A 23,144-nucleotide genomic window follows, 5' to 3' on the forward strand; every position below is an offset into this window, starting at 1 on the left:
CTCCGGTCGGGGCACCACGATAGTGCAGCGGCCCCTCACGCGAGGGCGACGAGGTCCTCGAACTCGGAGGTCCACAGGTCCTCGACGCCGTCGGGCAGCATGATGACCCGCTCGGGCTGGAGCGCCTCGACCGCGCCCTCGTCGTGGGTGACCAGGACGATCGCGCCCTTGTAATTGCGCAGGGCCGAGAGGATCTCCTCGCGGCTGGCCGGGTCGAGGTTGTTCGTGGGCTCGTCGAGAAGCAGGACGTTGGCGCTGGAGACCACGAGGGTGGCCAGGGCCAGACGGGTCTTCTCGCCGCCCGAGAGCACGGAGGCCGGCTTGTCGACGTCGTCGCCGGTGAACAGGAACGAGCCGAGCGTGCGGCGGGCCTCGACCTCGGGCAGGTCGGGGGCGGCGTGCATCATGTTCTGGAGCACGGACAGGTTGACGTCGAGGGTCTCGTGCTCCTGGGCGTAGTAGCCGAGCTTGAGCCCGTGGCCGGGGATCACCCGTCCGGTGTCCGCCTCCTCCACGCCGCCGAGCAGGCGCAGCAGGGTCGTCTTGCCCGCGCCGTTGAGGCCGAGGATGACCACGCGGCTGCCCCGGTCGATGGCCAGGTCGACACCGGTGAAGATCTCCAGCGACCCGTAGGACTTGGACAGCCCCTCGGCCGTGAGCGGCGTACGGCCGCTGGGCGCGGGGTCGGGGAAGCGCAGCTTGGCGACCTTGTCGATCTTGCGCACGCCCTCGACACCGTCGAGCAGCTTGTCGGCGCGGTTGATCATCTGCTGGGCGGCGCGGGCCTTGGAGGCCTTCGCGCGGAACTTGTCGGCCTGCTTGCGCAAGGTGTCGGCCTGCTTCTCGGCGTTGGCGAGCTCGCGGCGGCGGCGCTTCTCGTCGGCCTCGCGCTGGGTCTGGTACTGCTTCCAGCCCATGTTGTAGATGTCGATGGTCGAGCGGTTGGCGTCCAGGTAGAAGACGCGGTTGACCACCTCGTCGACGAGTTCGACGTCGTGGCTGATGACCACGAGGCCGCCCTGGTGGGACTTGAGGAAGTCGCGCAGCCAGGCGATGGAGTCGGCGTCGAGGTGGTTGGTGGGCTCGTCCAGCAGCAGGGTGTCGGCCCCGCTGAAGAGGATGCGCGCGAGCTCGATGCGCCGGCGCTGGCCACCGGAGAGGGTGTGCAGGGGCTGTGCGAGGACCTTGTCGGGCAGGCCCAGGCTGGACGCGATCGCGGCGGCCTCGGACTCGGCCGCGTAGCCGCCCAGGATGTGGAGGCGCTCCTCCCACCGGGCGTACTGGCGCACCCCCTTGTTGCGGGTCTTCTCGTGGTCGCTGGCCATCTTCTTCTCGGCCTCGCGCAGCCCCTTGAAGGCCTCGTCGATACCGCGGGCGGAGAGGATGCGGTCGCGTGCGAGCACGTCGAGGTCACCGGTGCGCGGGTCCTGGGGCAGGTAGCCGATGCTGCCGGAGGAGGTGACGGTGCCGTCGGTGGGCTGGCCCTCGCCGGCGAGGATGCGCGTCATGGTGGTCTTGCCCGCACCGTTGCGACCCACCAGCCCGATCTTGTCACCGGCGGCGACCCGGAAGGAGGTCGGCTCCAGGAGGAGGCGGGATCCGACGCGCAGTTCGAGGTCGGTGGTGATCAGCATGGGTGGGGTTTCCTCGGCGGTGGTGTGGAGAAAGGTCGTGCGCCGGCCCGGTGCGTCCGGCAGGTGCGCGGACCCGGGCAACCCGCCCAGCCTAACGGCACTCACGCAGGGCGGCGCGAGGGGTTTTCCGCGACGCGGACGGCCCCCGCACCCGTGGTGAACGGATACGGGGGCCGCCGGATTCCGGAGGGTGCGCGGGGTCTCAGCCCTGGCTGCGCCCCTGGTCAGCGGGGCGCGCCTCGGCTCCGCTGCTCTCCAGGGAGCGCTCGGCGGCCGCCCCCTCGGCACCGTCGGAGTGCTGGGAGGGATGGACCGGACGGTTGCGCAGGAGCGCTGCGAGCACCGCCGCGACCGGCGTGGCCAGGAACATCCCGGGGATCCCGCCGACGATCGCACCGACGGAGATGGCGATCAGTACGACGGCGGACGGCAGTTCCAGCGCCTGCCCGTAGATACGGGGCGCGAACAGGTTGCTCTCCAGCTGCTGCACGACGATGACGCCGACGGCCACCACCAGGCCGGCGACCCATCCCTCGGCCACGAAGGCCACGAGCGCGGCCAGGATGCCCGTGGCGAAGGCGCCGATGACCGGCAGGAACGCACCGATGAAGGTGAGCACGATGAGCGGGATCGCCAGGCTCGGGTCGAGCACGACGAACAGCACGATGCCGATGAAGAAGGCGTCGAAGAGGCCGACCATCGCCACACCGCGCACGTAGCGGCCCATGACCGTGTAGGCCACGTTGCTCGCGTGGCGCAGGCCCGGACGGGACTTGGGCGGCAGCAGCGTGGTGAACCATTCCACCAGCTTGTCGCCGGCGTGCAGGAAGTACACGGTCAGCACGATGCACAGGACGAGCCCGATGAGGAGCTGGACCACGGCCGAACCGGCGGTGAGCGCACCGGTGACCAGCTCGCTCTGGTTCTCCATCACCTGGTTCTGGATCTGCTCCCAGGCCTGGTCCACCAGCTCGGTGAACAGCCCCGGGTCCAGGCCGAACGGCACCTCGAGCTGCCGGAGTTCGTTGACGGCGCTGGAGACGCTGGCCACCAGACCGCCGAAGCCCTGGATGGCGGGGGTGACGATCAGGGAGACCACACCGCTGAGCACGATCAACGCGGTGATGATGGCGAGTGTGGTCGACAGCCCCCGCCCGAGCCCTCGGCCGCGCAGCCACTGCACGAGCGGCATGAGCAGGGCGGTGATGAACACCGCGAGGATCACCGGGAGGGTCACGACCCATATGTAGGCCAGGCCCCAGAGCATGAAGCCGACGACGACGCCGATGATGAGCACACGCCAGGCGACGTCGCTGATCACGCGGAGGAGGTCGCCCGCACCGACGTCGTCCTGCTGTTCGGCCTCCTCGGCGACGGTGTTCCCCTCCTGGGCCGCCGCGGCCTCCTCCGTCTCCAACCGCCTCTGGCGCTCGGCTCTGGCGCGTCGGGCCGCCAGCCATCTGTTCAGGAGCGCCCACACTCCCGGCCGTTGGGCTTGCACTTGGACTCCATTCTCTGCTCTGTCACGCGGGGGCCGCATGGGGGTACGGCGGTGGGTTCTGTGGAGGGGGATGCGTGGAGGTCAGGACCGGTTCTGTCCGTTTCCGACGACAGGACCAACGGCCTCAGAACTGCCAGGGTTCCCTGGGGCTTCCGGCGCGGACGATCTCGTTGCCGAAGGGCGCCAGGGCGACCGGGATCATCTTCAGGGAGGCCCAGGCCAAGGGCAGACCGATGATGGTCACCGCCAGTCCGAGGGCGGTGGCGATGTGGCCGATGGTCAGCCACCAGCCGGCGACGATCACCCAGATGACGTTGCCTACGGTGCTCACGCCGCTGCTGCTCTGCCGGCGCACGAGGTCGCGACCGAAGGGCCAGATGGCGTAGCTGGCCATGCGGAAGGACGCGACGCCGAAGGGGATCGTCACGATGAGCAGGCAGCAGATGATGCCGGCGATGACGTATCCGACGGCCAGCCAGAAGCCGGCGACGAAGATCCAGATGATGTTGAGGATGAGCCTCAGGAGGGCCACGGTGTCTCGTTCTCCTTGTTCGGGTCCCCGCACTGGGAGCGGGTGCGGCGGGGGACCTTCGGAGGGTGCCGCACTCGTGTGTTTCTACCGTGTGTGACGCGGTGGTGCCACGGCCTGTTCCGGCCGGTGGCCCTGGGCCTTCCCCTAGGGGTCAGGGGTCCCCTCCGGCCTTAGCACACCCGCGGCAGTGGTCGCCCAGAGTGAGGACATACGGGCATACCCAAACTTGACCGCGTGTTGGGACCGCAATGTGATCGGCGCATCAGGAAGCGGCCCTAGGCAGCCGGGACATCGCACCATACGATGTGCTGTGTCCTTCGCAAGGGACCCACTCCTGCGATAAAGGACGAACTCGGACAAACAACCAGAGATCAGCCGTGAGGCGTCAGGTTTCGGTAACGGTTGAACGAGTAATTTCCCTACCCCCCGTGCATGAGCGGGAGTGGGGATGGCATGATTACGTACCGGCCCGGACGGAGGCCCGTCACCGCCTCCGCCGCCGTTCGCGTGAGAGCACTCCGCCCTTCGGATTCACTGCCGCTCAGGTCTGTGCTTCTCGTGGTCTCAGCCACACCGGGGAACATCGTTCGCATCGCCCGGCGTTTGCGTCCTGGCGAGTGTCTCGCGCCGCATGACCGACTTTTTCGGTGACTGAAGCTTTTCCGACAGCTTACTAGTGATTTCAGTAGAGGTGGTTCAAGCATGTCTCAGGTACGTCGGCAGGCCGCGCTGCGCCCCCGCCCGAGCTGGGGGTGGCAGGATGCCGCCGCGTGCCGGGGCGAGGACCTTGTGCTCTTCTTCGGACCCGACGGCGAACGCCAGCCCGAGCGGGAGATCCGAGAGCGCAAGGCCAAGGAGATCTGTGCGGCCTGCCCGGTTCGGACCGACTGCCTGGACTATGCGATCTCGCGTCCGGAGAAGTACGGAACCTGGGGCGGCCTCAACGAGGACGAGCGCGCTTCCGAGCGCCGCCGCCGTATGCGTCGCGCCAACGCTGCCTAGCGAACCCCCGGCAGACACAGAACTCCCCGGTGGCCCCGGCCCCGAATGAACCCGCGGCGCCCCTGACGTCTCCACGTCGGCGGCGCCGCGGGTTCTTTCATGCCTTCTTCGCAAAAGGGATCTCAGGACAGGTGGCGCTCGAACCAGGCCACCGACTCCGAGGCCACCCGGCGCCAGTCCCACGCGCCCCGCAGCACGTCGTCGGTTCCGGTCAGCACCTCGAGGCCGCTGGGGCCGCCCAACCGGCCCCGCGCCCACTCCCCGATCTCGCGCACGAACGAGTCGCGGCTCTCCAACAGCACCAGGACGGGCGCGCGCACCCTGCCCAGGCTCTCCTCCGCGCGGTCGATGCGCCCGCCGTGCACCACGACCGCGCCCACGTCCTCGGGCCTCTCGGCGGCGGTGACCAGCGCGACCGGAGCCGCCGAACCCGAACCCAGCACCCCGAGGGGGCCCTCGGCCGCGTCGGTGGAACGGCGCAGCCAGGTCACCGCGTCACCGAGCCGCTCGCCCAGGGGACCGGCGTCGGCGCCCCCGTCGGCGCGTTCTTCGGCGGTCAACAGGTCCAGGGAGAGTGTCGCGTACCCCGCCCGGCGCAGGAACGCGGCCACCCCCTTCCAGCGGGGGTCGGCGCCGTCTTCCCCCAGGGCCATGACCACGGCCCCGCGCAACGGTGTCGGGACGATGAGCTCCCCGTCCAGGTGGACCTGGCCGGCGCGGACGCGCACACCGCGGACCGATTCCTGTCCGCCGCGCACGCGGGCGCGCTCGTCGAGGATCGCGCTCACGTGGCCGTCGGTGAGCGCGCCGAACTCGCGGTACCAGTCCCCGACCGCACGGAAGTTGTCCGGAACGCTCAGCACGACGAGTTCGTCGACCTCCGGGCGCAGCACCTCCACCGCCTCGGGCGAGGCCACCGGGACCGCGAGCACCAGCCGTGACGGGGCCTGGGCGCGGAGCATGCGCAGGGCCGCGCGTGCGGTGACACCGGTGTCCGCGCCGTCGTCGACGACCACGCAGTCACGCCCGGCCACCGACGGGAGCGGGCGCTCGCCCCGGTAGAGGTCGCTGGTGCGGGCGAGCTCGGTGCGTTCGTCCTCGACGGCGTTTTCCAAAGCCCGGCGGGGCAGGCGCAGGCGGGCCAGGGCGCGGTCGTCGTAGAAGACGTGGCCGTCCTCGGAGACCGCGCCGGCGGCGGTGCCGGGTTCGCCGGGCACGTCGACCCTGCGGACCAGGAGCACGTCGAAGTCGAGGTCGAGCGCGTGGGCGACCTCCGCACCGACGGGGACGCCTCCCCTGGGCAGTGCCAGGACCACGGGATCGTCCACGACCAGGGGCCGCACCCGCTCGGCGAGGCGGTCGCCGGCCTGGGTCCGGTCGGTGAAGGGCAGTGAGACGGGTACCGGGTTCATGTCCACCTCCGGCGCCTGCGACGGGCGGGCACCGCTCCTCTCGTCGGCGCTGGGGCCGCTGGAAAAGTGGTACGGGCATACCCCCGCGGACGCGCCTTCACAACCCCGGGCCGTGGAAAGTTCCGGGCGGGGCGGCGTGGCGCAGAACGCCCATCAGGAGGGCGTCGTGGCGGCGTCCCTCCCACAGCAGCGCATCGCGCAGGCGCCCCTCCACGACGAACCCGCAGGAGCGGTACACCGCGATCGCCCGCATGTTGAAGGCGTACACGTGCAGCCAGACGCGGTGCAGGCCCACCCGCTCGAAGGCGTGCTCCAGGACGAGTTCGGTGGCCTCGCGCCCCAGTCCCTGCCCGGTGAACTCGATGGCCGAGAGTGCGATGCGGTAGCCGGCGCTCTCGTTCTCGGGTTCGACGGCGTACAGGGAGAGGTCACCGAGGTAGCGGCCGTCCTTGGCCGAGGTGATGGCCAGGTCGAGGCGTTCGTGGTCCTCGGCGCGGCTCGCGCACCAGGACTGGGCCTGTGCGTAGCTGCGGTGGCGATGGGTCCCGGTCAGGCGGCGGATCTCGGCGTCGAGGCCGGACGCGAAGTAGTCCTCGGCGTGTTCGGGGGCGAGGGGGACCAGGCGCACGTTCTTGCCGACGAGGGTGGGCGTGTCACGCAGCGCGCTCGTGTTGATCATGGAACCTTCCCGGTGCGACCGGCCGCTGCGCAAGGCGGGGCCGGCGAGGGGTCTGCGGTCGGGGGCGGGCGCCGCAGGGGTCGGTCGGACGTGACGGGCCGGGGCAGGGCCCGGAACGGGCGGGGTCAGGGGCTCGAGGGATGTGTGGGTTGCTTTCCTTCCCCACCTCGGCGTCCGGGACTCCACCCACGGGCGATCGATCAAAGCCGTGGCATCCGGGTGGGGGGAGGGTCTAGGATCCGGCGCGCACCGACACACGCCACTGGAGGCGCCGCGTGACCCGCATCCCCATCCCCGCCACCGCTCCCCCGGAGGCAAGAAGGGCCCGCCTGGCGGTCTCGTCCCTCTTCTTCATCAACGGGTTCACCTACACCAACGTGGTGCCCTGGCTACCCGTGATCAAGGACCGCCTGGGGTTGGGCAACGCCGAGCTGGGGCTGGCGATCGCGGCCATGCCCACGGGGGCGATCCTGACGGGGATGCTCGCCGGCCCCCTCATCCACCGGTTCGGGAGCGGGCGCACGGCGGTGGGCAGCAGCCTGCTGTCGTTGGGAGCGCTTCCCGTCGTGGCGCTGGCGCAGGAGTGGTGGATGCTCGCCACGACCCTGTTCTTCCTCGGGTGCGCCGACGCCTGGACGGACTCGGCCCAGAACGCACACGGGTTGCGGGTGCAGCTGAGGTACCGGCGCAGCATCATCAACACCTTCCACGCCGTGTGGAGCCTGGCCGCGGTCGGCGGCGGGCTTCTGGGCGCGGCGATGGCGGGGTCGGGCACCCCGATCCTGCTGCACCTGGGCGGGGTCTCGGTCGTGCTGCTCGCGGTGAACGTCGTGGTGAGCCGGATGCTTCTGCCCGGGCCCGAGGACAGTGAGCGCTCCGAGGGCACCGACGGCAACGGCGGGCGCGGGGCACGGCCCGGCGTGCGCACCCTGGTGCTGTTGGCGGCGCTGGGGCTGCTGTTGATGTTCGCGAGCGGGATCGAGGACTCGGCCGCCTCGTGGGGCGCGGTCTACCTGACCTCGGAACTGTCGGCGTCGCTGTTCGTCGCCGCGCTGCCGTTCGTGGCGTGCCAGGCGATGATGACGATCGGGCGGCTGCTCGGCGACCGGGTCACGGACCGGTTCGGGGCGGTGGCCGTGGGCCGCGCCGGCGGGCTGTTGGCAGCGGGCGGCATGGGGCTGGCCCTGGTGCTGTCCCACCCGGTGGCCGCGGTCGTGGGTTTCGGGATCATGGGCCTGGGCGTGGCCACGCTCTTCCCACTCACCTTGGCGGCGGCCGGGAACGTGCCCGGGGTGCGCGCCGGGGACGGGGTCACGATCGTGGGCTGGTTGGGGCGCGCGGGCTTCCTCGCCTTCCCTCCGGCCGTGGGTGTGCTCGCCGACGCGACGTCGCTGGGCCAGGCGCTCTGGCTGATCTCCGCCGCGGGGGCCGCGGCGTTCCTGTTGGCGGGGGCGCTGCGCCCGCGCGGCTGACCGCCCGTGCGGCCGGGCTCCGCCCGGACACGGGACGGGCCCCCGACCGCGAACGGCCGGAGGCCCGTGAGACACCGTGCACCGCGGGCGCACGGGTCCACCGTGGGTGTTACTCCACGGGCGCCGGACGGCGGGAGCCGGCCCACAGGGCCAGCGCACCGATACCCGTCACGACAGCACCGCCGAGAACGAAGCCCTGCATGTCGGCGCCGGTGGCAGCGAGTTCCTCGCCGCCCTCGTCACCGTCGTCGCCGGACTCGTCGCCGCCGGTGTCCTCGCCGCCGCCCTCGGCCGGGGCCTCGGGCGCCGGGCCGGGAGCACCCGGCACCTGGATGTCGTCGCCGGGCGGCTCCTCACCCGGGGGCTCCTCGCCGGGCGGCGGGTCCTCGGGGTCACCCGGCTCCTCCGGGTCCTCGGGGTCCTCAGGATCCTCGGGGTCTTCCGGGTCCTCAGGATCCTCGGGGTCCTCCGGGTCTTCCGGGTCCTCGGGGTCCTCAGGATCCCCGGGGTCACCCGGGTCCTCACCGGGCGGGTCCTCGGGCGGGAACTCCGGGTCCTCAGGCTCCTCCGGCGGGAACTCGGGGTCCTCCGGCGGGTCCTCACCCGGGGGCTCCTCCGGCGGGAACTCGGGGTCCTCGGGGACCTCGGGCTCCTCGGGAACCTCCGGCTCCTCCGGCTCGGGGAAGAGCGGGGGGAGATCCAGGTCGAGCTCCACGGCCGGGAGGGACACGGGGTCCTCCTCGACCGGGACCTCCGGAAGGAGGCCTTCCGACTCCTGCTGCTCCTGCTCCTCCTCCGGCGCCACAGGGGCGTCGGGGGCGGCCTCAGGCGCCTCAGGGGCGTTCTCGTCCACCACGTCGGCGAAGGCCGGGCTGACGGAGAAACCCGCCATGAACAGGCCTGCCGCCGTCACGGTCAACACGCGCTTCTTCGGAGACATCCCACTCCTTTCTTTCTCATCGGGGGTGATTCATTGAGGGGGGATGGCATAGAGGTGGTCCTCGTGGACCACGACGGCGTTCTCACCGAGGAGGCCGGACGGTGCTTGGGCGCCCTCCTCCAGGTCGACCGGCTCACCGCCGGCGTCGACCGCGACGGTGGAACCGGTGAGTTCGCCGTAGACCCGGGGGCCGGCCGAGACGGTGGGTTCGAAACCGTCCACGACGGCCGAGTCGCCGCTGCCCGGGTTCACCACGACCGGGCCGTAGGCGAGCAGTTCGGAACCGATGGGTCCGGAGCTGTGCGCGGCGTCCTCGAGGTCGCCCTCGGCGATCTCGGCGCCGCCGACCGACTCGCCGGTCTCGCTGTCGTGGAAGGCCAGGTACTCTCCGTCTCCGCGCAGCGCCTCCCAGCGGATGATGACGTACTCGCGCAGCGCGGTGACGATGCCGAGCATCTCCCCGGCCTCGTCGGGGCGGCGGGGGTCGACCTCCTCGGTCTGCCCCTCGAGGTCGACCCAGCTCCACGGGCCGTTGGCGGTCGCGACCAGGACACGGTCGCCGTCGGCCAGCATGGCGCCGCCGCCGTCGGGCAAATCGACCTCGACGAGCTCGCCGCCGGAGGCCACCAGGCGTTCCTCGTCGGAGCGCACCAGCACCGACCCGCCCACGTACTGGGGCGAGGCCTCGGAGCCGAGGGGGACGGTCTCGTGCGCGCCGCCGCCGGTGGGCCAGAACAGCAGTTCCTCGGAGGTCTCCAGGACCACGGCCGGTTCACCGTCGTAGACGACGAAACGGGGCGCCCCGATGACTTCGGCGCCGCCCACGGGAAGGTCGGCGGCCCATTCCCGGGTCCCGTCGGCCGCCAGGAGGTTGAGCCTCTCGTCGGGGCCCACGAACGCGAGCTGCTCGCCGTCGCGGCTGATGCCGGGCAGCGTGCCGGGGGCCAGCGCGTGGTCGAAGACGACGGAGTCGGTGAAGCCGACCGGGGCCGGGTGTTCCAGGACCGCGTCGTCGCTCTCCTCGGCCTGGGGTGCACCGCCCAGGGGCAACAGCTGCCAGCTGGCGACCCCGACGCCGGCCACGAGGGCGAGGGCGACCGCCGCCGCTCCGGCGATGATCAGGCCGCGTCCGGTCCGCCCGCCGGAGGGGTCGGTGCCCGGCTGCGGGGGCAGGGGTTCCTCGGTCCCGGGGTGGTCGGCGGACTGCACGACGCCGTCGGGGGTGGCGACCAGTCTCCAGTAGCCGTTCGCGTCGCGTGCGTCGATGAGCACCGGCAGGCCGATCCTCGCCGCGTGTTCGGTCGCGGTGTCGAGGGCCGCGCGCCTGGTGTCCTTGGGGACCTGGCCCGTGACGACCTGGCGGTGCCCGTCGATGTGGATCTCGGCGCTGCGTTCGTCGGGTGCGATGACGATGACGGCGGTGGGCCGGGTCTGCCCCGGACGGGACGCCCGGCTCATGGTGCCTCCGAAGGCATGGGGAACGTGGACCTGTTCGTGTACGGCTGACGGGGATCGTCGGTCTGCGCCTCTGCGCGGCCAGGAATCAGGGGGTCACCACACATCGGTGGTGCGAATCGCGGAGTCGACGCACCAGGCGATCATACTGACGTCGGCTCCTGCCTCTCAGGCCCTTCCCGAACCCGGGAATCGGACAGCAATCATGAAATGTCCGCACGGTTTTCGGCTCTCCCTTTTCTGACCAGGTAAGACGTCCGCAGAGCCGGATACGCGGGGCCCGCCCCGACCCTGCCGACGCTGGTGTGGACACGCTCGGACCGCAATTGGTTCACAACCAAAATGGCCGGATCCGGCCACGCGGCGCCCCCTGGGCCCCGCCGGGGACCACCCGTCCCGCCCCGAGGCCCCCTACGGGGCCGTACGTGCTCAAGGTGACCGGTGTTCCCCGAAGACCTCGATGACCGCCTGTTCCCTGCGACGGGCCAGGCGGTCGGCGCGTTCGAAGCCCCGGTTGGCGATTTCGGCCCGGGCCGCGGCGGTGCGCACGGTGGGCCACATCGCGTCGATCTCGGAGTTGAGGCACGAACCGGCCAGCACCGCGAACGCCATGACGAACAGCCACGCCAGGATCGCGATGGGCGCGGCCAGGGATCCGTAGATGTTCACCTGCCCCAGGGAGGCGTCCAGGTAGGCGCGCAGGGCGGCCGACCCCAGCATGAGCACGACCGTGGCCAGCAGGGCCCCCGGCAGGTGACGTCGCAGGGGTGTGCGCACCGGGACGCTGAGCACGTAGAGGAAGGTGACCCCGGCCGTGGCCAGCAGCGCGACCGTCGGCCAGTAGAACAGGCGCAGGCGCCCGGCCATGAACGGCAACAGGTCCTGGATCAGGTTGGGTCCGGCCACCAGGATCGGCAGCACCAGCAGGGCGAAGACGAGCCCGCCCAGATAGGCGACGAACGCGAGCAGGCGCTGGGCCAGCCAGCCGCGGAGTTCGTCGAGGCCGTAGGAGATCGTGATGGAGCGGATGAAGACGTTCATCGCGCGCGAGCCCGACCAGAGCGAGATCAGGAACGTCACCGAGAGCAGCCCGCCCTGGAACCCGCCGAGGAAGTCGTCGACGAGCGGCTCGACGACCTCGGTGACCGTCTCCGGGGTCAGCACCCGGGCCGTGAGGTCCAGGATCCACACCCGGATCTCCTCGACGGTGTCGCGGCCCACGACCGCGGACAGCGAGGCGATCGCGCCCACCAGGCACAGCAGCAGGGCCGGCAGGGAGATGAGCGTGAAGAAGGCCGACTCGGCCGCCAGCCCGATGATGCGGTTGCGGGCCATGGAACGGATCGTGCGCACGGCGAGCAACCCCGCGCCGTCGAGCCGCGGGTGCCGGTGCTGCCATGCGAACCACCAGCGCCACAGGCCTTCCCAGAATCCCTCCACGGGGAAAACGGTAACCCCCAGCCGACGTGCGGGGCGGGGCGGGCGACACAGCGGGGTGATGTGACTCACGCGCGCGGGGAGGCGGCCACATCTGGACAACGGTGCCGACAGCGTGCCATTCTCACAGGCATGATCGCTGCTCTGGATCCCATGCTCTGCGTGCGCCGCCACGTGGACTTTCAGCGGGTCCGCAGCGCCATCTGTCGCAGCGTCGGTTGATTTCGCCGCACTGTGTGACGCACCCACGACACAGGGGTGCGCGCGGCCCCCGGCGCCTGCTCTTCCTCGACTCCCACTCACCGTGGTTCTCTCCCGTACCGATCTCGCACGACGGCGTGCGCTCGCGGATACGGGCCGGTGGTGCGGGCGCACGGGTCGCGAGCTCCCCGCGATTCTTTCGGAGACACCCGCGATGCCTCCCTCTTCCGCGCAGACCGGCAACGCCCCCACCAAGGCCAGGCGACGCCGCGGCGAGGGCCAGTGGGCCCTCGGCTACCGTGAGCCGCTCAACAAGAACGAGGAGAACAAGAAGAACGACGACGGGCTCAACGTCCGCGATCGGATCATCAACGTCTACTCCAAGGCCGGGTTCGACTCGATCGACCCCGCCGACCTGCGGGGCCGGTTCCGCTGGTTCGGCCTCTACACCCAGCGCGCCCCGGGCATCGACGGCGGCAAGACGGCCGTGCTCGAGCCGGAGGAGCTCGACGACCGCTACTTCATGATGCGTGTGCGCATCGACGGCGGGCAGCTCTCCGCCGCCCAGCTGCGCGCCGTCGCCGAGATCTCCCGCGACTACGCGCGCGACACCGCCGACATCACCGACCGGCAGAACGTCCAGTACCACTGGATCCGCGTAGAGGACGTTCCGGCGATCTGGGAGAAACTCGAGGCGGTCGGGCTGTCCACGACCGAGGCCTGCGGTGACACGCCCCGTGTCATCCTCGGCTGCCCCCTGGCCGGTGTGGCCGAGGAGGAAATCCTCGACGCGAGCCCGCAGATCGAGCAGATCTACGAGGACCACATCGGCAGCCCCCTGTACTCGAACCTGCCGCGCAAGTTCAAGTCCTCCATCTCGGGCTGCACAACGCACTGCGTCAATCACGAGATCAACGACGTCGCCTTCGTGGGCGTGCGCAACGAGAACGGCGAGACCGGCTACGACCTGTTCGTGGGCGGCGGGCTCTCCACCAACCCCATGTTCGCCAAGCGTCTGGGCACGTTCGTGCGCCCCGACCAGGTGAGCGAGGTGTGGGCCGGGGTCTGCTCGGTCTTCCGGGACTACGGGTTCCGGCGCCTGCGCACCCGCGCGCGCATCAAGTTCCTCATCAAGGAGTGGGGCGCGGAGAAGTTCCGCGAGGTGCTGGAGAACGAGTACCTGGGCTACAGCCTTCCGGACGGGCCCGGCCCGGAGCTGGACGAGGGCCTGCGGCGCGACCACGTGGGTGTGCGTCCCCAGCGCGACGGCAAGTTCTACGTCGGTTTCGCACCGAAGGTCGGCCGTGTCACCGGCACCTCGCTGCTGCGCGTGGCCGAGATCGCCGAGACCCACGGGTCGGACCGGATCCGCACGACCGCCGACCAGAAGCTCGTGATCCTGGACATCGACGCAGACGACACAGCGGCGATCACGGCCGACCTCGAGACGGAGGGTTACGAGGTCAACCCGAGCACCTTCCGCCGCCAGACGATGGCCTGCACCGGTATCGAGTTCTGCAAGCTCGCCATCGTCGAGACCAAGGACCGGGCCGCCACGCTCATCGACGAGCTGGAGAAGCGCCTCCCCGACTTCGACGAGCCGCTGAGCATCAACGTCAACGGGTGCCCGAACTCCTGCGCCCGGATCCAGGTCGCCGACATCGGCCTCAAGGGCCAGCTCGTGATGGACGAGAACGGCGAGCAGGTGGAGGGGTACCAGATCCACCTGGGCGGGGGCATGGGCCTGACCAACAGCTTCGGCAAGAAGGTCCGCGGGTTGAAGACCACCGCCGAGGACCTTCCCGACTACGTCGAGCGGGTGCTGCGCCGGTTCAAGGACCAGAAGGAGAAGGACGAGACCTTCGCCGCCTGGGCCGCCCGCGCCGAGGACGACGACCTCAAGTAGCCCTGCTGTGCGGGCGGCGCCACCGTGAGGCGCCGCCCGCCACCGACTCTGCGATGGAATGAGGTGCGCCATGTCCGAGAGGGCCGCGCCCCACTACTGCCCCTACTGCGGTGACGAGGACCTGGTCCCCGAGGAGGGCGCCGGCGTCAAGGGCCAGGGTTACCCGTGGTCCTGCCTCGCGTGCGCCCGGGTGTTCCGGGTGACCTACGTGGGCCTGCGTTCGGCCTCGTTCGGCAGTTCCCCCTCCCGACCGACGGAAGGCGAAGCATGAACACGCACACCCCTGTGGGCGGGCCCGAGCACGCCGAGCGGGCCGCCCGTGAGCTGGAGGAGGCCTCCGCCCAGGAGATCATCGTCTGGGCCGCGGAGACCTTCGGCGAGGGCCTGTGCATGACCTCCTCCATGGCCGACGCGCTCATGGTGGACCTGGCCTCCCGGCAGGTGCCCGGGATCGACGTCATCTTCCTCGACACCGGGTACCACTTCGCGGAGACCATCGGGACCCGCGACGCCGTGGACTCCATCTACGACATCAACCTGGTGACCGTGGAGCCGCGGCGCACGGTGCCCGAGCAGGACGCCGCCCTGGGCCCGCGCCTGTTCGGGCGCAACCCGGAGATCTGCTGCCACCTGCGCAAGGTCGAGCCCTTGCAGCGGGCGCTGGAGCCCTACTCGGCGTGGCTGACGGGCCTGCGACGCGAGGACTCGGTGACCCGCCGCGAGACCCCGGTCGTGCAGTGGGACCCGAAGCGGAAGATGACCAAGGTCAACCCGATCGCACGCTGGACGCAGGACGACGTGGACACCTACATGGCCGACCACGGTGTGCTGGTCAACCCGCTGCAGGACGACGGGTTCCCGTCCATCGGCTGCGAGCCCTGCACGCGGCGGGTGGAGCCCGGCGAGGACCCGCGCAGCGGCCGGTGGGCCGGCACGGGCAAGACCGAGTGCGGCATCCACGTGTGAACAGCCGGCCGAACGGGTGGCCGGCGCAGGGGGATGACAGCGGTGACGAGGAAGGAGCAGGGCGCCCCGGCCGCAGGGGCGCCCGACACGACGATGAGCACTCCGACGCTGCTGGCCGTCGCGCACGGCAGCAGGGACCCGCGCTCGGCCCGGGCGGTGGCCGCGCTGTTCGACCGGGTGCGGGCCTTGCGGCCCGGCCTGGACGTGCGCGTCTCCTACCTGGACCATGTCGCCCCCAGCACCGAGGACGCGCTGGCCGCGTTGGACGCCGAGGGTGCCGGGGAGGCCGTGGTGCTGCCGACGCTGTTGACCGCGGCCTTCCACAGCAAGGTGGACCTGCCGGAGGTGCTGGCGGGGGCCCGCGAGCGGGGTCTGGGTGTACGGGTGCACTACGCCGACACCCTGGGCCCGCACCCGCTGCTGCTGGAGGCGGTGGAACGGCGCCTGTCCGAGGCGGGGGCGTCGCCGTCGCCCGACACGGCGCTGGTGCTGGCCTCGGCCGGGTCCAGCGACCCGGAGGCCAACGCGACCATCGCCGCCATGGCCCGGGAGCTGGCCGGGCGGGGCCCCTGGCGCGAGGTGGTCCCGGCCTTCGCCTCCGCCGCCTCCCCCACGCCCGGGGAGGCCGTGGCCGAGCTGCGCGCACGCGGCGCGGAGCGGGTCGCGGTGTCGGGCTACCTGCTCGCGCCCGGCTTCTTCTCCGACCGGGTGCGCAAGCAGGCGACCGAGGCCGGGGCATCGGTCGTGGCCGACGCCCTGGGGGACGTGCCCGAGCTCGCCCGGGTGGTGCTGGACCGCTACGACGCGGCCGTGGCGGCCCGTCACGCGACGGTGTGATCGGGCGGGCCCCGGCGTTCTCCAGCACGTGCGAGGACACTCCTCAGTACACGTGGCGCGACGGCACGAGAGGCGGGACCCCTCATGGACGTGACAGGGGTGGAAGCCGAGAACGGCCCGGCGTCCGGACGCAAGCTCTCCGGATCCGTATCGGCTTCCTCGGGACGGTTCGCGCGCGACAGGCGCCTCACAGAGGCAGGCCTCCTCGAGGAACGAGACGACGCCGAGGCCGCGCATGTCTGGGACGAGGCCGGGGCAGGGCAGGAGCCGATCCACACGCGTGAAGAGATGTGGGCGGGCGACCGATGAACGGGAACGGTCTCCCCATGCCGTCGATGGTGGCGGTTCCCGCGGGTGAGGTCGCCCTGCAGGACCGCAGGGCCGGGACCGCGTGGGAGGTGGAGGTCCGACCGTTCGCTCTGGCGGCGGTGCCGGTGACACGCGGCCTGTACCGGGAAGTGATGGAGCGGGCGGTGTCGGGACGGGTGTCCCAGGCGCACGGTGACGAGCCCGTTCAGCAGGTGCCGGACCGTCGGGGCTCCGGCCACCCGTTCTCGGGCGATCGGGACGAGGAGACGGGGCCCGGAGACGGGGTTCCGATCACGGAGGTGTCGTGGTTCGATTCCCTGCGCTTCTGCGACCTGCTGTCGCACGCACACGGACTGGAGCCCTGTTACGGGACCTCCGGCCGGGGCCGGGGCCCCGATGGTGAGGACGTGCGGTCCGACCCCGACGCCGGCGGCTACCGTCTTCCCACCGAGGCCGAGTGGGAGCACGCATGCCGGGCCGGGGACTCGGCTGTCAGGTACGGCGACCTCGACACGATCGCCTGGCACCGGAAGAACTCCGGCGGGCGGCCTCAAGGGGTCGGCGGACGCGAGCCGAACGCGTGGGGCCTGCACGACATGATCGGGAACGTGTGGGAATGGTGCTGGGACTTCTACGACCCGCGCGTGTACGGCCCCTACCGGGTCTTCCGTGGCGGCGGGTGGAACGACCGCCACTGGGGGTGCCAGGCATCTGCCCGGCGCAAGAGCCATCCGACACTGCGCATCGACGACCTCGGTTTCCGGGTCGCGCGTTCCCTCTGATCCGGGACGGTGCTGGGCCCCTCCCGGGAGCTGAGCCACGGCGGCCTCATTGCACATCCCGGGCCTCTTGCACCACCGGGTTGCCGCAAGTGGCCGGAAACGGCCCCCACACGGGGGTTCCGGTCCCACATCGCACCCCGTGTTGCTACCGTGGCGCAGAGCGGCGGCGCCCCCACGATCGCCCCGCATCCCCTTGCACACACCGCTTGTGCGTTCCTGACGCGTTCCCGAGGAGGACGAGTGCCCGAACGGCGGAGCTCAGCCCCCACCGCCGCGCCCCGCTCCTCCCAGCGACCCCTCTTACCCCCGGCGCAGCCCGTGCACCCGGCGTCGGCTGCGCCCACGGGGCTCCCTGCGCCTTCCCCCTGACCCCCGGTCCGCCCCAGGCCCGGTGCGGCGACCGGACCCCACGGGGTTCCCCGGATTCATCGGATCCTCCTGTGTCCGAGAGACATCTGTGGTCCCCCGCGCCCCGTTCCACCCCAGGACGTGTCCCGCCCCACGCCCGACGTCCAGCGGCCTCCCCCGGCCGCCCGGGCGTGGGCGGGATGCGGTCCCCGCCCCACGAGCTTCGCCCCCACGAGACGGACGTGCATGAGCCGAAATGATCTGATCCTGCTCGCCTTCGGCGGTATCCAGCGGTACATCGTCGAGTCCCACTCGACCGCGGACCTCGGCAACGCCAGCAGGATCGTCGCAGAGCTGGCCAAACAGGCGGCCGAGAAACTGAACGCCGAGGACGACTGCACGCTCGTCATACCGTCGCCCAGCGCGCTGAAGGAAGCCGTCGGCCCGGACGCCTCCCCCGCTGATCCACCCAACACCCCGAGCCGGATCGTCGCGCTGGCACCCGAGGGCCGGGGCGCCGAGTACGCGCACGAGGCCGCCGAGCACGTGCGCGCGGTGTGGAGAGGGTGGATCAGCGACCTGTTCGAGGGCACCGGCGCGATACCCGAGACCCCGGGGTTCCCGGACATCATGTGGTCCGTGGCCGCGGCCTCCGCGGGCGACTACCGCGCCCAGTGGAACCTCGCGCAGACCACGCTCGCCGCGCGCAAACGTGTGCGCACGTTCGACTTCCCCGAGCGCACACCCCCGGACCCGAACAACTCCGGGGATCCACGCGGCCGTCGGGGTCCGCCACCGTGTGCGGTCTCCCCTCGGTGGCACTCCGAACTGCGCCGCCCCTCGGAGGCCCGCGATCACGAGCAGCACGAGGAGCTCTCGGCCGCGGTGTGGCTGAAGCGGCTCTGGCACTCGGACAGCAAGCTGCCCCCGAAGCTGCAGCAGGGCAAAAAAGGTCAACGCGGCCTGCTCGGGTTCCCGTCCACCGCCGCCGTCGCCACCGCGCCCTACCGCGCGAAGGTCCTCGAGCGGTGGGACGAAGAGCGCATCAGGAACTTGGTCAAAGAGCTCTACGACGCCGCCCACGGGGTGATGCCCCACGATGAACACGACGTCGTCGAAGCCCCGGTCCCCGCGCTGAAGGGCCTCGAGGGCCACCAGAACGGCGACGACAAGAGCGCCGAGCGCAAGCGCTGGTTCGTGCACAACGGCGGCTGGTGGGTCGTACCCGAGACCTGGAACGCCGAGACCCTCGTCCAGAAGCACCGGATGCGCGGTTCGGGCGCGGACCGGTCCGCTGTCGATCCCGTCGACGAGGACAAGAAGGTCGATCCCGTTGACGCGGCCAGGAAACTCGAGTCCACGGTCGCAAAGGGGCACAAGGCCGCCGAGGCTCTGGCCGACGCGGTGGGCTCCTACCCCAACCCGTACTTCGCCATTCTGGTGGCCGACCTCGACAGCCTCGGCGAGCACCTCGGGGCCAACGCCTACCAGCAGAAGCACGGTGAGATCTCCGAACGTCTCTCGACCCTCTCCAAGTGGCACCGGAAGAACATCTGCGAGCGTCTGGGCGCCGCGGTCTACTCGGGCGGCGACGACCTCATGGCGTTCCTGCCGGCTACTGAAGCGCTCAAAGCGGCCGACAACTGCCGCCGCGCGGTCCTGCGGGATGAGGACGGGAAGGACCTTTCCAGCGACCCCAACCCGACCTCCATCAGCGCCGCGGTGGTCTTCGTGCACCAGGGAACGCCACTGCACCTGTCGGTGGAGCGCGCGCGGGAGCTGTTGGAGCAGGCCAAGAGCGTGAACGGCAAGAGCGCCGTCGCGGTCGGTTACGACACCGGATCGGGGGCGCGGGCTCAGACGGTGCGGCCGTGGACGACCTCGCACGTCGACGACGCGTTGGCGGCGTTGAACACGTTCATGCCCCAAGGCCAGAGCGAGGGCGAAGGGCAGAAACGGCAGTTGCTGTCTCAGCGGTTGATCGGCGATCTCAAGGCAGGACGTGCCGAGCTGAGCGACCTCGGAGGCAAAGAAGGGGCTGGGGCTTTCTACAGGGGTGAAGTGACCCGGCTGGTGCTACGGCACAACGGCAACGAGTCCCAGGCCCGGGCGTTGCTCGATCTGGGCCGGTCCGAGAAGGCCCAGGAAGAGGGCTTCGAAGGGCCTGTGCCGATCGCAGCATCCCGGGTCGCGGTCTTTCTCAGGAGGCATGTGCGATGACCTTTCCCGCCGACCACGACCCGATCACCGCTCTGGTTCCGGAGGAGCAGCGGACCGTGGAGCGCTGGATGGCCCTCATCCCCCATGACGCAGTACATGTTCGCGACGGTCGAACCTTCGCCGCCGGTGCCGGCGGTGCGGCCAGGACCCGTCAACCGTGGCCGAGCACCGTCGCGGGTGCCGTCGGGGCCGCGGTGCGCGACGCCGGGGGCTCGGAGGAACCGAGAACGCTCCGGGGACCCCTGCTCGCGCTCAAGGTGGGCACACGCCCGTGGGCACTGCATTTCCCTGTGCCCGCCGACCTGGTCCCCGACAAGAAGGACAGCAGGAGGTGGCACCGCCTACGACCAGAGGAGCCCTCAGCTGCCCGGACCGACCTCGACAGTTCCGAACTGAAGTTGCAATGGATGCTCAGCACACACGCCGGTGAGCCCTCGGCGGACCGCTGGTGGGGACAGGCTGCGCTCAAGAAGTACCTCCACGGCGAAGCACACGAGGACCGTGACCTCACGGGGGCACCCCAGCCCCTGGTCACGGAACTCCGCACAGGCATCGCGATCCAAGAGCGCCGGGTCCTGCACTCGCACATGTATGCGACAGAGTTTCTTCGGTTGGGCGAAACCGACCCATCGAGGAACGCCCAAAGGCAGTGGGCATTCGTCACTCTGGGTGAGTTTCGTCCGGGTTCGACCCCACCGACTTCCTCCTCTGTCCGGTTCGGTGGCGCAGGAAGAATCGCTGACCTGCAAACGTGCGATGTCGACCCCGCCCGGTCCATACCCGAGCGCCCCGAGAGATTCCCTGACGGAAGAATCCTGGTCTATTTGGCAACCCCCGGCATCTGGCGCAGTCAGGACGAGACCGGCGCGTGGCGCAATACGTGGCGCCCACAGCTCCCCGACGGTGCGGAACTGGTCTCGGCCGCCGTGAACGGCCCGCAGCACGTGGCTCGCTCGGGCGTGGACCGCCGGGGCGAGCTCGAATACTCGTGGCTGCAGTGGGCGGTACCGGCCGGATCGGTCTACCTGCTGCAGTTCTCCGGAGCGACCCCCGAAGCCAGGGAGCACGCGGCCAAGACGTGGGCTGCCCGCGCGCACGGCCGTGCGTGGGGCGAAGACACGAGCAACGACGACGCGGATGGACGGCGGCTGGCCACCGCCGGGTTCGGACTGATCCTGACAGGGACGTGGACGTGAGAGAACTACTGATCTACTTCTATGCCGAATCCCCCGTGCACGCGGGGGCGTCCAACGCCGAGGCAGACATTGACCTCCCGATCCAGCGGGAGAAACACTCGCGATACCCGGTGATCTACGGGCAGAGCCTGAAAGGGGCGTTGCGCAACGCGGCGGAGGCGCGGTTCACCGACGATGAACTCACACGGTGCTTCGGGTCTGCTCCCAATCCCGGTGGATCAACGACGCCCGGACTCGTGTCTGTCGGGGATGCCCAGCTCGTGGCGATGCCGGTGCCGACTCTCCGCCGTACCTTCGCGTGGGTGACGTCGACGGTCGCTCTGGGGCGTCTGGCCCGCAAGTACCGCGCCCTCGGCCTCCGCTTCGACCTCCCGGTCCCCAAGGATCCGGACAAGGCCCACGCCCCTGCCGAGCATTGGATGGGGGAGCAGGTCCTCGGCCCCATCAGCATGCAGGTCAAGGAGAGCGGGAGCACGTCGGTGTCCGAATGGGCCGACCGGATCGGTATGGACGCCCTTCCCAATGAAGAGCCCTTCGCCCATATCGGGAAGAAGTTGAACGAAGACCTGATCCTGGTCCCCAGTGACGCGATGTCGGTGCTCGTCGAGGAGAGCACCGAGGTGAGCGTGCGGGTCCAGCTCGACAAATACAAGACCGTTGCTGCGGGCCCGTTCCATAGCGAGTACCTACCCACAGAGAGCTTGCTCGCCGCGACCGTGACCCTCCATGAGGACCTCGGGCTGCGAGACGCGGCAAACGTGAAGGAGCTCCTCGGGGGGTCCAGCACCGAGCTGCACCAGATCGGAGGGGACGAGAGTATCGGCAAGGGTCTGATGTGGACCCACGTGGTGGATGGAGGAGATGAATGAGCTCCTTCACCCGCATCGATCAGTCCATGGCGACCAAGGCGGTCGACCTGATCCCTTCGGGGAGTGAAGAGTACGCGCAAGAACTGCGTTCGCGATTCAGCCATCTCCCCGGGCAACTGCGCAGTAGCGGGCTCGCGGCCACATACGCCTTCCTCGCAGCACGAGCGAACACGGCAAGCAGCGAGAAGTTGCGGAATGCCTACACGGACGTCACGCGGACCATCGTCCGCCGACTGTGCGAGCGGCGCTTCGTCAAGCTCCAGAGCGAGCCGCTCGAGGACAACAGTCCGGTGCCGCACCAGGCCGTGCTTGAGCAACTCGGCAAGATGAGCACGCTGTACTACGCACTGGCCACGCGCGAGGCCGCAATGCTCTTCATGTGGATGCGGCGGTTGTCCGACTCCGTGACGCCGGGCGAAGAAGCACAGGGGGGCACCGCACGTGGATGAAGCACGCGGCCACCCGCGCAGATCGGCGAACAACGGCGAGCGCAGCGGGGGATCCCAAACATCTCAGGATCACCTCTCTGCCGCAGGCCCTCTCGGGAAGCACCTCTGGGTCCAATTCGCGGAGCTCCCGGACCGGTACGCCTCGACCAAGGGACAGCAGAAGGAGAAGAGGGGCCGAGGCCCTCGGCTTCAAGCCAAGCACGGGAACAAGGATCTCACCGGGCTGGAGCAGGCGAACTCTCTCGTGGTGTTGCGTCAGGCAGCCTTCGCGCAGGCCCATGGTTCTTCTGTGCAGCTTCCGCCAGAGGCAGAACAGGCCTTGCTCCGGTGGGCGCAGAGCCCCAACGGCACCGGTACGGACGCCAAAGATTTCTCGCACGGGCTCGGCCAGGAGACCCACCTCCTCAAGCACGCAGCCGACCGGCGGAGCCACGCCATGCGCCGCCTAAAGAAACAGGGCAAGTCAGTCATCCGAATCCGCCTCAGCCCCGAATGGCGGATGATCGTCGGCCACGGTGAACGTGGGAACGCCTACGAGATCGGCATGGCCCTGCACGGCACCTATGGCTGGCCTGTCATACCGGGATCCGGGCTCAAAGGGCTCGCTTCGGCGTTCGCCCGAGTGTGTGGAGACGAGCTGCGCGTCGCTGACACCGACGGCAGCGGTGCGGGTTCCGAGGAACTCGCGAAGCTCACCAAGAACTACCCGGAGGTCTTCGGCACGGACCTGCTGTTCGCGGAAGGAGAGAAGCGGTCGGCGCAAGAGATGCACAACCTCGGCAAGGTGCGCTTTCTTGATGCGTTGCCCGACGGCAAGCCCGCCACGGTGGCGGTCGACGTGCTCACCCCGCACGAGAAGCCGTATTACGACGACACCATCTCGGAGAACCGCAGCGGCGAGTACGTGTTTCCGGGAGAACACCACCAACCGGTGCCCGTTCAGTTCCTGACCATCACCGAGGTGATCTCAGTGACTGGGAATCAGTAGAAAACCGGC

The 23,144-nt window shown here is 70.3% G+C and carries 21 protein-coding genes; 13 read left to right on the forward strand and 8 right to left on the reverse strand.

Going from position 1 to position 23,144, the window contains the following annotated elements; genetic code table 11:
- Window positions 1-35: 35 nt before the first annotated feature.
- From IDM40_RS20695 to IDM40_RS20705, 3 genes are all read right to left on the reverse strand, one after another.
- Window positions 36-1,634 (reverse strand): ABC-F family ATP-binding cassette domain-containing protein, encoded by a 1,599-nt coding sequence (locus IDM40_RS20695; RefSeq protein ID WP_193123687.1) that lies wholly within the window; start codon window positions 1,632-1,634, stop codon window positions 36-38.
- A gap of 202 nt (window positions 1,635-1,836) precedes the next feature.
- A complete protein-coding gene (locus IDM40_RS20700) occupies window positions 1,837-3,114 on the reverse strand; it encodes an AI-2E family transporter (protein WP_193123712.1) in 1,278 nt (425 codons plus the stop codon).
- A gap of 145 nt (window positions 3,115-3,259) precedes the next feature.
- On the reverse strand, window positions 3,260-3,667 hold the full coding sequence (locus IDM40_RS20705; RefSeq protein ID WP_193123688.1) for a YccF domain-containing protein: 408 nt from the start codon (window positions 3,665-3,667) through the stop codon (window positions 3,260-3,262).
- Window positions 3,668-4,369: 702 nt separating this feature from the next.
- Here IDM40_RS20705 and IDM40_RS20710 point away from each other — a divergent pair.
- Window positions 4,370-4,669 carry a WhiB family transcriptional regulator gene (locus tag IDM40_RS20710; RefSeq protein WP_017588640.1) on the forward strand — a complete coding sequence of 100 codons (300 nt, stop codon included), beginning with the start codon at window positions 4,370-4,372 and terminating at the stop codon, window positions 4,667-4,669.
- A gap of 122 nt (window positions 4,670-4,791) precedes the next feature.
- Here IDM40_RS20710 and IDM40_RS20715 read toward each other — a convergent pair whose 3' ends face one another.
- Together IDM40_RS20715 and IDM40_RS20720 are read right to left on the reverse strand one after the other, a co-directional pair.
- Complete coding sequence (locus IDM40_RS20715) at window positions 4,792-6,081, reverse strand: phosphoribosyltransferase family protein (protein ID WP_193123689.1); 1,290 nt, start codon at window positions 6,079-6,081, stop codon at window positions 4,792-4,794.
- 97 nt (window positions 6,082-6,178) lie between these two features.
- Window positions 6,179-6,760 (reverse strand): GNAT family N-acetyltransferase, encoded by a 582-nt coding sequence (locus IDM40_RS20720; protein WP_193123690.1) that lies wholly within the window; start codon window positions 6,758-6,760, stop codon window positions 6,179-6,181.
- A gap of 275 nt (window positions 6,761-7,035) precedes the next feature.
- On the opposite strand from IDM40_RS20720, the gene IDM40_RS20725 reads away from it, so the two are divergent.
- Window positions 7,036-8,232, forward strand: a complete 1,197-nt coding sequence (locus IDM40_RS20725) for an MFS transporter (protein WP_193123691.1) — start codon at window positions 7,036-7,038, stop codon at window positions 8,230-8,232.
- Window positions 8,233-8,341: 109 nt separating this feature from the next.
- Here the strand turns inward: IDM40_RS20725 and IDM40_RS20730 are convergent, their stop codons facing one another.
- The 3 genes from IDM40_RS20730 to IDM40_RS20740 all read right to left on the reverse strand — a co-directional run bounded on the left by IDM40_RS20730 (window position 8,342) and on the right by IDM40_RS20740 (window position 12,067).
- Window positions 8,342-9,172 carry a DNA primase gene (locus tag IDM40_RS20730; protein WP_193123692.1) on the reverse strand — a complete coding sequence of 277 codons (831 nt, stop codon included), beginning with the start codon at window positions 9,170-9,172 and terminating at the stop codon, window positions 8,342-8,344.
- Between the two features lie 30 nt (window positions 9,173-9,202).
- Window positions 9,203-10,630: a hypothetical protein gene (locus IDM40_RS20735; protein ID WP_193123693.1), complete on the reverse strand. Its 1,428-nt coding sequence runs from the start codon at window positions 10,628-10,630 to the stop codon at window positions 9,203-9,205.
- A 426-nt stretch (window positions 10,631-11,056) separates the two neighbouring features.
- Window positions 11,057-12,067 carry a YihY/virulence factor BrkB family protein gene (locus IDM40_RS20740; protein ID WP_193123694.1) on the reverse strand — a complete coding sequence of 337 codons (1,011 nt, stop codon included), beginning with the start codon at window positions 12,065-12,067 and terminating at the stop codon, window positions 11,057-11,059.
- A gap of 412 nt (window positions 12,068-12,479) precedes the next feature.
- On the opposite strand from IDM40_RS20740, the gene IDM40_RS20745 reads away from it, so the two are divergent.
- The 11 genes from IDM40_RS20745 to cmr6 all read left to right on the forward strand — a co-directional run bounded on the left by IDM40_RS20745 (window position 12,480) and on the right by cmr6 (window position 23,135).
- Window positions 12,480-14,171, forward strand: coding sequence for a nitrite/sulfite reductase (locus IDM40_RS20745; protein WP_193123695.1), 1,692 nt, complete (start codon window positions 12,480-12,482; stop codon window positions 14,169-14,171).
- A 70-nt stretch (window positions 14,172-14,241) separates the two neighbouring features.
- Window positions 14,242-14,442 carry a hypothetical protein gene (locus IDM40_RS20750; protein WP_193123696.1) on the forward strand — a complete coding sequence of 67 codons (201 nt, stop codon included), beginning with the start codon at window positions 14,242-14,244 and terminating at the stop codon, window positions 14,440-14,442.
- On the forward strand, window positions 14,439-15,137 hold the full coding sequence (locus tag IDM40_RS20755; protein ID WP_193123697.1) for a phosphoadenylyl-sulfate reductase: 699 nt from the start codon (window positions 14,439-14,441) through the stop codon (window positions 15,135-15,137). Before IDM40_RS20750 ends, IDM40_RS20755 begins: the two co-directional genes overlap by 4 nt.
- Window positions 15,138-15,230: 93 nt before the next feature.
- The gene (locus IDM40_RS20760) at window positions 15,231-15,974 is read left to right on the forward strand and encodes a sirohydrochlorin chelatase (RefSeq protein ID WP_193123713.1); all 744 of its coding nucleotides are present in this window, start codon (window positions 15,231-15,233) and stop codon (window positions 15,972-15,974) included.
- A 99-nt stretch (window positions 15,975-16,073) separates the two neighbouring features.
- Complete coding sequence (locus IDM40_RS20765; protein ID WP_193123698.1) at window positions 16,074-16,283, forward strand: hypothetical protein; 210 nt, start codon at window positions 16,074-16,076, stop codon at window positions 16,281-16,283.
- A 26-nt stretch (window positions 16,284-16,309) separates the two neighbouring features.
- A complete protein-coding gene (locus IDM40_RS20770; RefSeq protein ID WP_193123714.1) occupies window positions 16,310-17,065 on the forward strand; it encodes a formylglycine-generating enzyme family protein in 756 nt (251 codons plus the stop codon).
- A gap of 594 nt (window positions 17,066-17,659) precedes the next feature.
- Window positions 17,660-19,633 carry a Cas10/Cmr2 second palm domain-containing protein gene (locus IDM40_RS20775; RefSeq protein ID WP_193123699.1) on the forward strand — a complete coding sequence of 658 codons (1,974 nt, stop codon included), beginning with the start codon at window positions 17,660-17,662 and terminating at the stop codon, window positions 19,631-19,633.
- Entirely contained in the window at window positions 19,630-20,829 is a 1,200-nt protein-coding gene (locus IDM40_RS20780; RefSeq protein ID WP_193123700.1) for a type III-B CRISPR module-associated Cmr3 family protein, read from the forward strand. Before IDM40_RS20775 ends, IDM40_RS20780 begins: the two co-directional genes overlap by 4 nt.
- Window positions 20,826-21,698 carry a type III-B CRISPR module RAMP protein Cmr4 gene (gene cmr4 / locus IDM40_RS20785; RefSeq protein ID WP_193123701.1) on the forward strand — a complete coding sequence of 291 codons (873 nt, stop codon included), beginning with the start codon at window positions 20,826-20,828 and terminating at the stop codon, window positions 21,696-21,698. The genes IDM40_RS20780 and cmr4 overlap by 4 nt, the downstream gene beginning before the upstream one ends.
- Complete coding sequence (cmr5, locus tag IDM40_RS20790; protein ID WP_193123702.1) at window positions 21,695-22,147, forward strand: type III-B CRISPR module-associated protein Cmr5; 453 nt, start codon at window positions 21,695-21,697, stop codon at window positions 22,145-22,147. The genes cmr4 and cmr5 overlap by 4 nt, the downstream gene beginning before the upstream one ends.
- A 247-nt stretch (window positions 22,148-22,394) precedes the next feature.
- Entirely contained in the window at window positions 22,395-23,135 is a 741-nt protein-coding gene (gene cmr6 / locus IDM40_RS20795; protein ID WP_193123703.1) for a type III-B CRISPR module RAMP protein Cmr6, read from the forward strand.
- The last annotated feature ends 9 nt before the right edge of the window (window positions 23,136-23,144 follow it).

The sequence above is a fragment of the Nocardiopsis coralli genome, from assembly GCF_014892575.1.
Taxonomy (GTDB): Bacteria; Actinomycetota; Actinomycetes; order Streptosporangiales; family Streptosporangiaceae; genus Nocardiopsis; species Nocardiopsis coralli.

Bases quoted from the DNA above. Each gene is read 5' to 3' on its own strand.
- IDM40_RS20695 (WP_193123687.1), bottom strand. From the start codon at position 1,634: ATGCTGATCACCACCGACCTCGAACTGCGCGTCGGATCCCGCCTCCTC.
- IDM40_RS20710 (WP_017588640.1), top strand. From the start codon at position 4,370: ATGTCTCAGGTACGTCGGCAGGCCGCGCTGCGCCCCCGCCCGAGCTGG.
- IDM40_RS20715 (WP_193123689.1), bottom strand. From the start codon at position 6,081: ATGAACCCGGTACCCGTCTCACTGCCCTTCACCGACCGGACCCAGGCC.
- IDM40_RS20720 (WP_193123690.1), bottom strand. From the start codon at position 6,760: ATGATCAACACGAGCGCGCTGCGTGACACGCCCACCCTCGTCGGCAAG.
- IDM40_RS20730 (WP_193123692.1), bottom strand. From the start codon at position 9,172: ATGTCTCCGAAGAAGCGCGTGTTGACCGTGACGGCGGCAGGCCTGTTC.
- IDM40_RS20735 (WP_193123693.1), bottom strand. From the start codon at position 10,630: ATGAGCCGGGCGTCCCGTCCGGGGCAGACCCGGCCCACCGCCGTCATC.
- IDM40_RS20745 (WP_193123695.1), top strand. From the start codon at position 12,480: ATGCCTCCCTCTTCCGCGCAGACCGGCAACGCCCCCACCAAGGCCAGG.
- IDM40_RS20750 (WP_193123696.1), top strand. From the start codon at position 14,242: ATGTCCGAGAGGGCCGCGCCCCACTACTGCCCCTACTGCGGTGACGAG.
- IDM40_RS20755 (WP_193123697.1), top strand. From the start codon at position 14,439: ATGAACACGCACACCCCTGTGGGCGGGCCCGAGCACGCCGAGCGGGCC.
- IDM40_RS20760 (WP_193123713.1), top strand. From the start codon at position 15,231: ATGAGCACTCCGACGCTGCTGGCCGTCGCGCACGGCAGCAGGGACCCG.
- IDM40_RS20770 (WP_193123714.1), top strand. From the start codon at position 16,310: ATGGTGGCGGTTCCCGCGGGTGAGGTCGCCCTGCAGGACCGCAGGGCC.
- IDM40_RS20775 (WP_193123699.1), top strand. From the start codon at position 17,660: ATGAGCCGAAATGATCTGATCCTGCTCGCCTTCGGCGGTATCCAGCGG.
- IDM40_RS20780 (WP_193123700.1), top strand. From the start codon at position 19,630: ATGACCTTTCCCGCCGACCACGACCCGATCACCGCTCTGGTTCCGGAG.
- cmr5 (WP_193123702.1), top strand. From the start codon at position 21,695: ATGAGCTCCTTCACCCGCATCGATCAGTCCATGGCGACCAAGGCGGTC.